This window comes from Desulfosarcina variabilis str. Montpellier (assembly GCF_048565275.1).
Classification (GTDB): Bacteria; Desulfobacterota; Desulfobacteria; order Desulfobacterales; family Desulfosarcinaceae; genus Desulfosarcina; species Desulfosarcina variabilis.
The window spans coordinates 8051086-8064227 of sequence record NZ_CP159846.1 but is presented as its reverse complement, the minus strand read 5'-3'; the positions used below and the strand labels follow the sequence as shown (position 1 = coordinate 8064227).

General features: G+C 49.8%; 9 protein-coding genes. All 9 read right to left on the bottom strand.

Annotation, left to right across the window (positions count from 1 at the left end; all coding sequences use genetic code 11):
• Positions 1-24 precede the first annotated feature (24 nt).
• A complete protein-coding gene (locus Dvar_RS36425; RefSeq protein WP_419658282.1) occupies positions 25-1713 on the bottom strand; it encodes an amidohydrolase family protein in 1689 nt (562 codons plus the stop codon).
• A gap of 134 nt (positions 1714-1847) precedes the next feature.
• Positions 1848-2783, bottom strand: a complete 936-nt coding sequence (locus Dvar_RS36420; protein ID WP_419658280.1) for a hypothetical protein — start codon at positions 2781-2783, stop codon at positions 1848-1850.
• Between the two features lie 15 nt (positions 2784-2798).
• Entirely contained in the window at positions 2799-3170 is a 372-nt protein-coding gene (locus tag Dvar_RS36415; protein WP_419658279.1) for a response regulator transcription factor, read from the bottom strand.
• A 424-nt stretch (positions 3171-3594) separates the two neighbouring features.
• Positions 3595-4218: a response regulator transcription factor gene (locus tag Dvar_RS36410; RefSeq protein WP_419658277.1), complete on the bottom strand. Its 624-nt coding sequence runs from the start codon at positions 4216-4218 to the stop codon at positions 3595-3597.
• Positions 4215-8324, bottom strand: coding sequence for an ABC transporter substrate-binding protein (locus Dvar_RS36405; RefSeq protein ID WP_419658275.1), 4110 nt, complete (start codon positions 8322-8324; stop codon positions 4215-4217). The genes Dvar_RS36410 and Dvar_RS36405 overlap by 4 nt, the downstream gene beginning before the upstream one ends.
• 358 nt (positions 8325-8682) lie before the next feature.
• On the bottom strand, positions 8683-9483 hold the full coding sequence (locus Dvar_RS36400) for a hypothetical protein (protein ID WP_419658273.1): 801 nt from the start codon (positions 9481-9483) through the stop codon (positions 8683-8685).
• Positions 9484-10206: 723 nt separating this feature from the next.
• A complete protein-coding gene (locus Dvar_RS36395; protein ID WP_419658271.1) occupies positions 10207-11223 on the bottom strand; it encodes an IS110 family transposase in 1017 nt (338 codons plus the stop codon).
• A 280-nt stretch (positions 11224-11503) separates the two neighbouring features.
• Positions 11504-12289 carry a transposase gene (locus tag Dvar_RS36390; RefSeq protein ID WP_419658269.1) on the bottom strand — a complete coding sequence of 262 codons (786 nt, stop codon included), beginning with the start codon at positions 12287-12289 and terminating at the stop codon, positions 11504-11506.
• Between the two features lie 131 nt (positions 12290-12420).
• Positions 12421-13140 (bottom strand): ISAs1 family transposase, encoded by a 720-nt coding sequence (locus tag Dvar_RS36385; protein ID WP_419664188.1) that lies wholly within the window; start codon positions 13138-13140, stop codon positions 12421-12423.
• Positions 13141-13142 lie beyond the last annotated feature (2 nt).

Genomic DNA, 13142 nt, shown 5'->3' with positions numbered 1-13142 from the left:
AATGAACCATGACTGAATGCAAAGTTATTTTTTGTCGCCTTTCAGAATCACGCCAGCACCAGTGTCATCATGCAGATGCTCAAGAAGATCAGGGTTTAGACCAATCGTATGTTTGTCCAACCAACCATCAAGCTTAAGAGGCTTAAATCTACCCTTAGCTTCGACTGGAAAGCGAATTTCCTGACCTGGTTTCACGCGAAGCACCTTGCTGTCCTTCACCACAATCGTGCCGTTAACAATAACATAAGGGATACCTGTTGATGGAATACCGTGCTGACCGACTTTAAAGCCTGAATTATCTGTAATCGTTTTTGGGTCAAAAATGGTGATATCGGCAACTTTACCTTTTTGCAGGCGACCACGTTCTTTCATGGATTCAAGGCCTGAATCACCTAAGTGTTTGGCTGGCCAGTAACTTGCCTGTGCAATCGTAAACATCAGTGGAATACCCTGTTCACGTCCCATTCTAAAGCAAGCACCACGCGATCCAGACGTACGTGGATGGCCACGGTATTCAGACCAATCCGCATCCCATGGCAGCAATTTACCATCTTCACCAACACCGGCCATGGCATCACTCGCAATGGTCATGTGAGGAATGGCCAACCAGTGATTCATCCACGCTTTTCGATAAGGAAATTCAACCACAACCGACCGACCTGGATCATTTTTCATCAGTGCTGCATAGGTTTCGTTAGTAAGGTATTTATCATCAATAGGGTCATATATGGTATCCTCATATTTATAGCCTTTTTTCTCCACCCATTCAGAAGGTCTTAAGAACGCTGCTGTGATGGCTGTTGAACCAGCAGCATAAGGATAGTATTCAGACCACATATTCAGTCCTTTTTCTCTTGCTAATTGCAATTTTTCCTCAATTTCCCACCAGCCATAATCATTGTTGTGTGCCATGAGTAATGGGGCGTCTAATAACATTGCATTTGTAAACACCTCATCAAAGGCTATCGGCGCTTCAGTGGGTGTTTCTGATAAAAGATGATACCTTGTATGAACAGACGTGAGACGACCATAATTTGCACCAACCCTTTGCCCTTCAAAAACTTCGTAGCTGGTCATCCCCTTAGCCATATAAGCAAGAGGAGCAGCAATACCAATAGCTCCTTGTCGTAAATCCTCATCCACTATCTGCATGATTTTATTCATTTCTTCAATTGAAGATTTTTTATCTGCCCAGCCTTGAACACCATCTGCTAAAGCTTTGGCTGCATAAACTTGAATATCCGCAAAGTCGATAGGAGCGCTAAGCTCAGTCTCAGGATCAAGGACAGCCATTCTGGAATATAACAAGCTCGCAGACGTTCCGTAGTTGACTTGCCAACCAGACTTTGCTTTCTCATCGTACCAACCCTTTACATTGAATGAACCAGCTTCAAGGTCCATACCTGTGGTGACACCATCTCTGAGCGCCATCTTGCTTGCGAAGACGTCTGTTGCATGGTAGTGCGTGTCAATGAAACCGGGTGCTACCACATGCCCGGTGGCGTCGATGGTTTGCTTACCTTTAATTAGGGCTTTAGTTATGGCAACGATTTTCCCGTCTTTGATCCCAACATTTGCTACATCATCAAACATAGTTTCCGGGTCCATGACCCTGCCGTTGTTGATCACGACATCGTAATCCGTGGCCACTGCCGGCAGGACCATAATGAGGTTTAGAGCCAACAAGCTCATAAGTACTCCAAGTCGTTTCATTTCATTTTTCCTTGTTAGGGTTGAGAACCTTGAGCAAGGTTCTTGATCAGCTTACTGAATATTCAGTTTGAATAAGATACCAATGTTGTTTGGCTGCCAGCCAGCGGAACTGCCCGGTAGGCGACCTACCTCAATTAATTGGCTCCAATCAGTCGATTAAACCCTTTCTGGAACGGGTTTTTGACGACGGGAGAAATGTCGAAGCCGATCATCCATTGCGGGCCGAAAGCATCCGGTTGCTCGACGTAGTAATTGGCTTCCAGAGCGAACTTCCAAGGTGTCTTGCCGAGTATGACTGTCTTGGAAACATTCAGGTTGATCGGGATGGTCCAGTCGGAGCTTTCCCAGTTGTAAAATCCAATGGGTGAAGTCCCTACTGTCCATCCATCTTTCAGAAGGAATTTGAGAACGGGTTGGAACTGGGTCGTGCTGAAAGATTCATCAGACCAGCCCGTAACATTCCATTGGTGGCTCGGGAAGATACCGTAGATACCCCACTTCTCAAACTTTGCCAGCAGAAACTCCGGTCCAAGCCGCAGCTGTTTTCCTCCCACATCATCGTCGGTTGCGGTAGGCAGGGTACCCACCATGCCCACAGCCCATATGAAACCGCTTTTTGATGAGACGCCGTAGCCGATGTCAAATCCAATATCACCGAGCGCCGTTATCCCGTCCCAATCGAGCGCACCGTTCTCCACCCGCGGTACGGGTTGATCGAAAAGCAGCGGAAAGCCTGGCCGAAAGAACACGGTCCTGGCGTTGCCGTTGTCATCCTTAGGCATTGAAAGAGGAAAAATGGGCTGGAATACCATGGTGAAGTTGTTCTGGTCATCGGCACCTGGCAGGTCCCCGGTGTACCATCGATACTGGTTTTTCAGTGTCAGGGTTGCCAAAGAGGAGTTTGGATTGGCAAGCTCACGTGCCACGGCATCAGCCGATTGTTCCTGCCCGCTTGTTTCAGAAACTGCAGCAAACGAGGAAATGCCAAAGACTAACAACGCAAGAAAAAATACGGTAAACGGTAAGTGGATGCCACTTTGATATTGTCTGTAAATGGGTTTGTCTGTCATCCGCAGTCTCCTTTATTACTGGTTTTGCAATTCTTCGATAAGGGTCATCAGCGAGCTTGCAAGAAAAGGCTTCTGCAGGAACCCAACCGCGCCCCCTTCCATGGCCAGATCTCGTGTGTTGGCCTCCGTTTTCCCGGTAACCAGAATCACCGGCATGCCGTAGCCCATTTTTTTCATGCTATCCATCAGGGAAAATCCATCGAACAAGGGCAGATGGATATCTACGATGGCGATGCCTTTCTGACCGGATGGGACCGAATCCAGGAAAGCCGAGGCCGATTCGAAACAGCAAACAGACATGCCCCTGCTTTGCAGCATCCGCTGGAGGGATTTTCTGAAAGAACAGTCATCATCGACAACAAATACGCATATTCGAGGCTTTTTCATTATTCGACCTTGACACCTGCCGCCGGCTACTTAAAAATTGATCATTTCCCGATCATCGAACGATTTATATGGAGGAACCGAGTCTAATGGGAGTCAGAATGAAAATGGGGAAATAGGAGTGTCAGATAAGAAGGTCCTACCCGTTTTGAACGACTCAGCCCTGAACGAACTGCCGCCCAGCCACGCGATCCAAGGATAGGAAATTCGCATAACCGGCAATAAAACCGTTTTTTCAAACAAACTGTTTGTAAATTATGTCACCATGCGTCTCTTGTCTATTGGACCTTAGTCCAATACCGGTTGCCCCGGCGGTTTGTCGCGACCCGTCACAAACGTGCCGATAAAGCGGATTCCAATGGTGCGGGAGCTTGTCAGGGTTTCAGGAAATTTGGCAGGCAGTTACGACAGGGGGATCGCCGGGTGATCATTCAGCCGGGGAAATACCGGCTTTTTCCGCCAGGCGGACGAGCTCCGCCAGAGAGGCTGCACGCGTTTTTTGCATGACGCGGCTACGGTGGACTTTGATGGTTTTCTCGCTTGTACCCAATTCATAGGCAATCTGTTTGTTTAATTTGCCGGCGATCACCCACCGAAAAACTTCTTCCTCCCGGGGGGTTAAAGTGCCGATCAGCGCGCGGATACGTTCCGTTTCGCGTTTTTTTTGCATGTCGCCGATATTGAACGCGAACGCTTCGTGGATGGTGCTCAGCAGTTCATCCGGTTTGAACGGTTTGGGTAAAAAATTGATCGCTCCGTTTTTTATGGCATTGACACTCATGGGGATATCGCCATGTCCGGTCATAAAAACAATGGGCAGATAACAGCCATTTTCTCTGAGGGACTTTTGAAGGCTCAGTCCGTCAATATCCGGAAGCCGAACATCCAACAGAATGCATCCGGGGTACCTGATAGCGGCGTTCGCCAAAAAGTCTTCAGCCGACGCGTAGGCCTCGACCGCAAACCCGCTGACCTGGATCAACCGTGCCACGCTGCGGCGGAAAGCGGCATCGTCCTCTACAATATAGACAATCCCTTCGGAATCATTCATTGAATAGCTCCTTGATCCGTCGGCAATGTGAAGTGAAAGCTTGCCCCCCTGTCCGGATTGTTTTCCGCTATTATCTGACCGCCGTGCTCCTCGATGATGGAACGGCAGATGCGAAGCCCGACACCCAAGCCGGACTTTTTTGTGGTAAAAAACGCTTGGAACAATTCATCTTTCAATGCGCCATTGATGCCGGGACCTGAATCAGTGATGCTGACGACAACACCGGCATCAGGTTTCACGGCTGAGCGGATGGTCAGGATCATCGGGCTGCTATCGCGCATGGCTTCCACGGCATTGGTCACGATATTGATCACCACCTGCTGCAAACGGACGCGATCCCCTCTGATCAGAGGCAGCCCCGGGTGTTTATCCAGCCGAACTGAGATACCATCCAGACTGAACACGTTTTGAAGCAATCCCACAACCTCATCCAGCAGGTCATTGATATTCAATCGCTCAAATTTGGCTTCCTCTTTTTTGATAGTGCCACGAATCTTGCGCATGATCTGTCCTGCGCGATAGGCGTCTTTGGAAATATCTTCCAGAATCTCGCCCAACACGTCATCCCTCTCCGACAACTGAGAATGGATCACTTGAGCGGCGGAGGCATTGTTCAGGATGGCACCCAATGGCTGGTTGATTTCATGAGCCAGGTAGCCGGACAGTTCGCCCATGGTCAAGACCCGGTTGAGATGCGCCAGATCACGCCGCAGCATGGTTGCCTCAATTTCAAAATTCTCGCGCTCAGTGACATCCTGAAGGGTCCCGATCGCCCCCTGTGCCTTACCCTCGGGGCTGTCTGCGGTCTCACCCTTTGCGCGGACGTATTTGATCCTGCCATCCGGCAACAGGAGCCGGTGTTTGATATTGAATGATTTTCGCGCTTCCAGTAACGATTTGAATGCACTGTCGGCCCTGTCGCGATCATCCGGATGAATGGCATTCAAATACGCTTGGTATGATGTACTGAAATGCGCCGGGTCAACTTCAAGAATCCGGAAAACCTCATCCGACCATGTAAAAGTGCCGTTCAAGGGATCGAGTTCCCAGTTTCCCAGATGGACGATTTCCTGTGCTTTGCGCAGCCTCTCCTCGCTCGCTTTGAGATTTTCTTCCATTCGCTTGCGCGCGGTAATATCGTGTGCGAACAAAACGGCCTGATGCTTTTGTCCAGGGGGTGTCTCGATCGGATAGATATGGACATCGTATGCCTTCCCCCCCTGCGCTTCATCGGTCACTTTTACCGTTTTCTTTTCTGAAATAGCCCTTTCCAGCAATTTCCTCCGCAAATTGCCTGTTTCTTCGGCAAACCTGTCGAAAACACAAGTGCCGATCAGATCCTCCCGTGCGCCCCCCAGCACGTCCGCCATGGCATCGTTGAGATCTATAATCGTGCCGTCTTCGTCGAGAAGGTGCGTCAGGTCGGTGGTTGCGTTCAGCAGCACGCGCGCCAACTGCTCACTTTCTTCAAGCGACGCTTCCGCCCGTGACCGCTCGCCAATTTCGTCCTGCAGGTGTTTATTGGCAAGATCCAGGTCAGCCGTGCGGTGGCGAACGCGCCTGGCCAGGGTCCTGTTCCAGAGGAAGGCCATCACCAGCAATCCGCCGAACACCCCGGCGACAATCGCTATCCACTTGATCACATCCCGGGGGGAGACGCCGTGATCGTACCGCATGGCCATGTACTGGTTGCGAATCTTCGTGCGCTCTTCCTCCGAAATGCTGTCAAGCCCTTTGTCGACGATGCTGAGAAGCTCGGGCCTGTCGCTGCGGATTTCGAAAAACAGTTCCAGATCCTTCAGCCCTGAAGGACCGGCCACCTTGAGATTGGTCCAACCGTTATGCGAAATCATTTGGGAAGCCATCATCAGTCCGCCAATATAAGCTTCGGTCCTGCCTAATGTCACGGCTTTCAGGGCATCTTGTTCCGTCTCGAAGCGCCTCAGTTTGATCTGGGGATACAACCGCGAGATCAACGCCTGCAGGGTGGACCCTTGTTTTACACTGACGGTCCGCTTGAGTAGATCCTGCATGCCGTTGACGGGCAGTGCGTTCTGATCGGTGAACACGACCAGGGGGGTCTGCATATAGGCTTTGGAATGCAGTATAGAATCGCTGGATTCCGCTGGGGTTTCCAGGCAGGGGACCAAGTCGGGACCGACAGGGCTGGCTTCGGTTTCAGTTGCGTCATCCACAGGGGGTGACAAATCGTCATAGCTGAATTTCAGTCCGGTTCGCTGAGCGATCCTGTCGAGGATGTCAATGGATATTCCGGCAGGCCGCTGCCCTTGCCTGGCGAAAATAAACGGTGGAAGGTCAATGAGTCCAACCCGCACCGTGTGTTTTTCTGCCAGCCAGCTTTTTTCCTGCGCAGAGAGAACCAGCGGAAATCCTTTAATAGATCGGGGGAGTTTTACCCATCGGGCATAAATGGCGTTGCGTTCGTCATCCGAGATGGCGGCCAACCCTTTGTCGAGGATCCCGACCAGCTCCGGCCAGTCATCTCTAACCCCCATCACAGCGTCGAACGTATGGTCCGTCAGAGCCAGGATCGGCCGAATGCCCACGAGCTGGTTGGTATGAACGATGTAATTGTGCTGAGCAAAGCCGATAAAAAAATCAACCTTGCCTTCGTAAAGCAGTTTGAGGGCTTGGTTCGCCGTCTTGGTTCGGGTGATCGTGATGCGGTCATCATAGGGTTTTACCAGCCTTTCGATCTCCGGACTGCCGCCGATGATGGCACAGGTCCGGCCGGAGAGGTCTTCGACCCCGCCGATCGTGCCACCCGTATTGGACCTGGCATAGACCACCGGGAAGCTTGTTAAAAGGGCGCTGGTCTGAAGCAGTTGATAGCGTTTCCCGGCGATAGGACTCATGGCCAGGGGGCCGGCCACCTCGCGGTTTTTGATCATGTTGCGAATAGTAGGAAGATTGTCGACAACAATGGTAAAATCGGTCCCCAGCCGCTGGTTCAGAAGATCAAGCATGTCCCTGAAGATGCCGGTCAGGCGGCCGTCTTCATGAACAATCAGGGCCGGGTGAAAATCATCCGAATAAGCAAATCGGATATCGGGGTGGGCTTTCAGCCAGGCGCGCTCTTCCGCGCTCAAGGCGACGGTAGCCTCAGGCCTTTCATTGTGGATAAAGCCCTCCGGAACGTCGGGCGATGTGCACAGGCCGAGACGATAAAGGCTAATTGCTACGAACCGATAGCGTCGGGGGTTGATGTCCCCGATAGGTACCAGATCGGCCATGATCATCTGGTCGATCACTTTGGCCTCGAAGGCCAGCTGGTCGCGGGTGAGGTGCGGATTGTAGCGGGCCAGAATCAATCGGATGATTTCGTCCTTGTTCTTCAGCGCATAATCCCAGCCCTTAAGGGTGGCCCGCAAGACCTTCTCTACCCGTTCGGGATGGTCGGCGAGCTCACGTTCGGTGGTAAACAGGTTGTCACCGTAAAAGTCGACGCCGAAGCTGCGCGGATCGATGACGTTGACATCCACGCCCATTTGCTTCAAAAAAAAGGGCTCATTCGACAGATAGCCGGCCATGGCATCCACTTTGCCGCTGATCAGGCCTGCAACCCCTTGGGTGCGGGGAACCACGCGAACACGGTCCATCCCGCCCAGTGTTTCCGTTATCATGGTGGGAATGGCTGCACTACCGATGGCGTCGCCGGACAGCATGATCTTTTTGCCAGCCAAGTCACCTGGGCCCAGGATATTGCTTGACCGTTTGGCAATCAGCACACTGGGGGAATTCTGAAAAATCTGGGCCAGCACGACCAGTGGGAGGCCGTCGGTCCTCAGTGCCAGGACCCCTGCATCACCGACCCCGTACTGGGCCCGTCCATCCAGTACCGGCGAAATCCGATCTGTTCCGGGGGCCGCCGCTGCGAGCGTGACCGCAAGCCCTTCGTCAGCATAGAAACCCTTTTCGATGGCCGCATAGTAACCGGCGAACTGGAATTGGTGCGACCAGCGCAGCTGAATCGTCACCGCCTCCTTTTCGGGAATTTCCACGGTGGCAACACTCGTGCCCGAATCAAAAAGGCAAATGAGAATCCCAACAAAGAGAAGGATCTTCAGTCTAAAATCTTTTTTCATGGTAAACCATCCGAGCAAACGACCACCGAGACATCTGATGGTTTTCGTTACGGTTGGTGGTTGGGATTGCCCTGTCATCTTTTTACGTCTTGCTGACTGAACTTAAGCGATCGCCATTATTAAAATAGGGTCTCTGACCGGTGAATGTCAATGAATTAAGGCCGGACTGGCCGCCAGTTGTTTGTTCCTGCAAGCTCGGGGACGTAGTCTTGAGTGAAGCCAGGCAAAACAATGAGCACGGTTAGAGCGTGCATCTACCAGTAACAGGGCCAGAGTACTCAAAACCGCAATGACAGTTTTCATTTTGATTCTCTTTTTCTACCAGCATGAAATGATAGTTCAGCGCATACCGAATGTATTACAGACAGGTGGACACAACTTCGGCCAATAGATACTCGGCAATATGCCTTGAGTTTCCGCTCAATTGCTGTAATGACCGTTTCAGCTCTTTCTTACCTTTCAGGTAGAGGCCGGCCAGCCGCAAACCCGTAGCCCATCCTTCGGTTTTGATTTCCAGGAGGGTGGCCGTGGTTTCATCAACCACGACATTGAGCATCCGGCTCAGGAATGCCGCCGCTTCGTCGGGAGTAAATCGCAAATCGGACGCACGGATCTCTGTCACCAACCCGCGGCCCCGCATGGTGGCGATCGGCAGTGAAGGATCATGCCGTGTCAGCAGGACCAAATGCATGGTCTGGACTGGATGTTCCAGCAGTGAGGCAACCAAATCATGGACGGAGATCTCTGTAATGTGCTGGTAATCATCAAAGACTATGATGAACGAATCTGGCACCTGGCTCAGGTCATTGAGTAGGCATCGTGCCAGCTCCTTGGTAGCCGGCAGCCGGTCGGCATCCAAAAATGTTTCGCTGCGTAGTTTGCTTTTGGGGAAGCGTTGTTTAATGCCGGCAAGTAGATAGTTTAAAAACTGGCGCAGGTCGTTTTCGTCATTGTCCAGCGACACCCACACGCTCGGGCGATCGCATGCAACGACCCAGCGACTGGCCAAGGTGCTCTTGCCATAGCCGGCCGGCGCCGAAATCAATGTCAAGGGCCGGTGAAGCCCCTCATTAAGCTGATCCAGCAGACGGTCCCGCGGCACAATATCCGTCGCCACGGGCGGCCGTTGCAATTTGGTGTAAAGGATAGATCCTTTCATCCCCAATTTTCACCCGTCGATATCATGGCAATTCCCGCAGTTCATCAATTTTCCATCCCATATCGGAAATTCGGGCATGGAAAAAATCATTGAATTTCAACGCCTACGGCTTCAGCTTCGTCGCTTGGGCGGGACATGTTGGCCCTATTGCCGGTCACATCTCTGCTCTATACACGATTCACAGGTATCCGTCACTCCGCCTTGCCGAGCGACCGGATCCATAGATTGATTTGTACTGGAGACACAGAAACACAGGGATGGTGTGGCTTCAGCTTTCGAAAATAACGGCAATGATCTACCTTGGGGTCACCCATTAAAGTGCGGGTCAAGTAAAAAAACACCATCCCGTCCGAAAAAATAGACTTTTTTCGCTTGGCCAATATTATTTGTTTAAACGACGTTTTCGCTGTTTCTTTTCTTCCGCGCCCGTAGCTTCAATTTGGTCGGTTAGATCGACTGTGGTCGATCCGCACCAGTCACCCATCGGGATCAAGATGGTCTATGCCATCCCTGGCTCAAAGAGCCCCAGAAGACCTTCGGTACCATACCGGTTCCAAATGTATTTTCAGACCTGTGGTTGATGCCACCCATTGTGTGGTTCACGCCCATTGTGTGGTTCACGGCATGGGCGGACGAATCGAAAACAGACGGGATACGGCAGCACCAATCAGACCATATGGATTGTACCAGTCCCTACGCTTGGGTTGCTGCCGTACCCTAATTTTACCCAAACAACAGCGATGGATCGTAAGTTGTTTGATCTCGCATGATAAAATACGATGCTTTACTCAGCTTGTTGGCAAGGGCCTTGATAGCCACTGTGTAGTTTTTCTCGGCCGTTTTGCGCTCGACAAATTTCCGTGCACGAGGGCAATTTCTCTTGTTATGATTAGCGGCTTCCACATAGGCCCAAGCCAAGTAGCGGTTTCCGTTTTTACGGTTGTTGTTTCCTTTCTTTTTTCCGTTGGATGTGCTCTGCGCCTTGACGCAGCGGCAATAAGATGAATAGTTACCCACATTTTTAAATCTATGAATATCTCCAACCTCAAGCATGATGGTTGTGGCCAAAATTCTCCCGATTCCGGTAATGGTGAGTAAATTTTGATAAGCGTTGTCTATTTCTACGATGCCCTCTATTTCTGCCTCAATTTCTTTGATTTGATTGTCGAGAAAACGAATTGTTTCCATTTGGTGACGGGCGGTGGATACCAGATGTGGGCTATCGAACATCTGATTGATGAAATCGTCGCGGAATCGAGCTATGGCACTTGCGCTTTGCTCCACCCCTTTATTGCGGGCAATCATGCTTTGTAAACTGAGAATTTGAGCTGTCCGTTGTTTAACGAACATTATTCTCCTCCGAAATAGATCTCTTATCGGACGTAATGACTTGGGATAAATGTAGCCTTGTGGCAGGATGCCAAGTCTAAGCAAGTGCGCAAGCCAAAATGCATCATATTTGTCATCCCTGTTTTTCAACCCCTTGTATTGCTGGATGGCGGCCGGGTTGGCTAAATGAACCTTGTACCCCTGCTCCAGCAACCCATCTACCAGCCAATACCAGTTATAGGTTGATTCGACGACAACCCCTTGAAGGCTTTTTTTATACTTTCTGAGCACCTTCAAAATCTCTTTGAGATTGTTGTTATGACGACGACTGTGGAGCGTTTCGTCATTCTGGTTGATTACCCCGATAAAACTGTTACTTGAATGAAGATCGATTCCAGCGTAAGTTTTCATATGGCACCTCCCAATTTGGTTGATTGGTTACTCTATTATTCCACAGCGATGGTCGCTATGGAAAGGAGGTGCCTTTCTTTTTAGCGGCCAGCAGAGAACCATCATGCATTGAGGTAAAATCGTAACAGCTCTTCAGAGTTCATGATGGTTCTCTGCTGGCCGCAACCGCACTTTAATGATTATCACACCAAATTAACCGTTTGTAATTAAATGAAAAAGGTTGATTTTTATACCCGTTATTATTGCTTAGCCGGCCTGTTTTGACCGCAAAAACACCACTTTAAGGTCCTGACTGGAAAATCCACGGGAAAGTATTGTTCCAAGATATTTTAATGTCGTCCCTGTTCTGCGGATTACCGTCCTCATTGCCGTAGTTTTCTATGGCTTCTCGTAGAGGATATTCATCACTTCGCAATTGACGCTTCTTTTTACCTAAAGCATTAATACCCAAAACTGTCTGGAGTCTCTTGATAAATGGTTCGCCACCGACAGCAATACTTTCCACGAAATGTTTTTGTCGCTCAGGTTTGTCTTTCAACTGGCTGGATATCCATCCAGAGTGGGATATGGCCACGGCTTCATTTGAATCCACGTTGAGAAATCGTTGTAAAGCATCGTGATCGATCAAGCGGTAACGGTCCTTAGGACGTTGGATTTCATGATATCCACTCCATTTCCATTCTGATGGGTGATTCACCACTCCTGCCCGAACCATGTTCAAATCGACATATACCAGGCACCGCCACAGATGTTCTCCGGACTCGATGGCGGTCGCATGGTAACGGTCTTGCCAAAACGCGCCTTTTCTTTTTTTGCGTCTATTATATTCCTGCGCCGTTCTGCCGGCTATAAGCTGCATGGCTTTAGGAATGGCCTGGATATTTTCACTTGTAGAAAGAATGAGATGGGTGTGATTGGATGTAACGATAAAATTGAGGATGGACAGCCGAAACTTCATTTTTGCTTCGAAAAGGAGTTCGATCCAACGGTTGCGATCTTTTGCAAATTTTAAAAGGAAATCTCTCTTATGGCATCGGTGGGTAAAATGTCGATAAGCGCGTGCCATCGCTCATATTCGCTTAAAATAGGTTTTTTAACCCCAAAAGTGTTCGCCTAAGACTATTTCAGGGCTTATTTTTCCACCATTTATCTATTTATGTCAATCGGTTAATTTGGCGACCCCACGGTAAATTTGTTCTAATGGCTTAATTTGCATGGCATGGCATTTTTAGTCATGCGGAGAAAGTCAAATACCGCTCGGATGTTGCGATTAAGTTGCTGCATTTTTTGAGAGACACTGCGTACCCCTTTGGATTTGATGAGCCCTACAGCAAAACGGCGTAAGCGGGATACGTTTTCGGGGCCATAGCCGGTACGAATACGGCTTCGGTCCTCGTCAAAATTCCAATCGATGATGTAATGGCAACTGTTCTCGATACTCCAGTGACCACGATTAGTTTCAAGGACTTTTTGGGGGGATGCTTGTTCCGGGGGTTGACTAGTGATGCCGTATGCAATGTCATGAGAGACGTTGCCAGTTTTTTTGGTTGTGGATTCTCTCTCAATGACAAACGCTTGCCGGACATAAGGGAATTTTAAATACCCGTTGAGTTCGGTTGTTATCCAGATTTTTCGGATTTCAATGCGGCCATGGTCTGGCGGATCACAAATTATAAAATCGGGTTCTTCTCGATCGTCAAAGTACAAGGCGATGTCTTGAAAAAGTCCTGGCTGATTGTTTTTAACGGTAAAATGGTAGTGGGCGTGGCGTTCTTCGACCAAGTAAGTGGCGACTTTGCGTTGGGTCAATAAAGCATCCGTGGTGATGTTCTTGCCTTGGATGTTGATGGCATCCAACATAGGGATGATCGTATTGATTTCATTAGTACGTTTTACGGTGTCATCGTTTCCCGGCAGAG

Bases quoted from the DNA above. Each gene is read 5' to 3' on its own strand.
- Dvar_RS36400 (WP_419658273.1), bottom strand. From the start codon at position 9,483: ATGAAAGGATCTATCCTTTACACCAAATTGCAACGGCCGCCCGTGGCG.
- Dvar_RS36425 (WP_419658282.1), bottom strand. From the start codon at position 1,713: ATGAAACGACTTGGAGTACTTATGAGCTTGTTGGCTCTAAACCTCATT.
- Dvar_RS36415 (WP_419658279.1), bottom strand. From the start codon at position 3,170: ATGAAAAAGCCTCGAATATGCGTATTTGTTGTCGATGATGACTGTTCT.
- Dvar_RS36420 (WP_419658280.1), bottom strand. From the start codon at position 2,783: ATGACAGACAAACCCATTTACAGACAATATCAAAGTGGCATCCACTTA.
- Dvar_RS36390 (WP_419658269.1), bottom strand. From the start codon at position 12,289: ATGGCACGCGCTTATCGACATTTTACCCACCGATGCCATAAGAGAGAT.
- Dvar_RS36405 (WP_419658275.1), bottom strand. From the start codon at position 8,324: ATGAAAAAAGATTTTAGACTGAAGATCCTTCTCTTTGTTGGGATTCTC.
- Dvar_RS36395 (WP_419658271.1), bottom strand. From the start codon at position 11,223: ATGAAAACTTACGCTGGAATCGATCTTCATTCAAGTAACAGTTTTATC.
- Dvar_RS36410 (WP_419658277.1), bottom strand. From the start codon at position 4,218: ATGAATGATTCCGAAGGGATTGTCTATATTGTAGAGGACGATGCCGCT.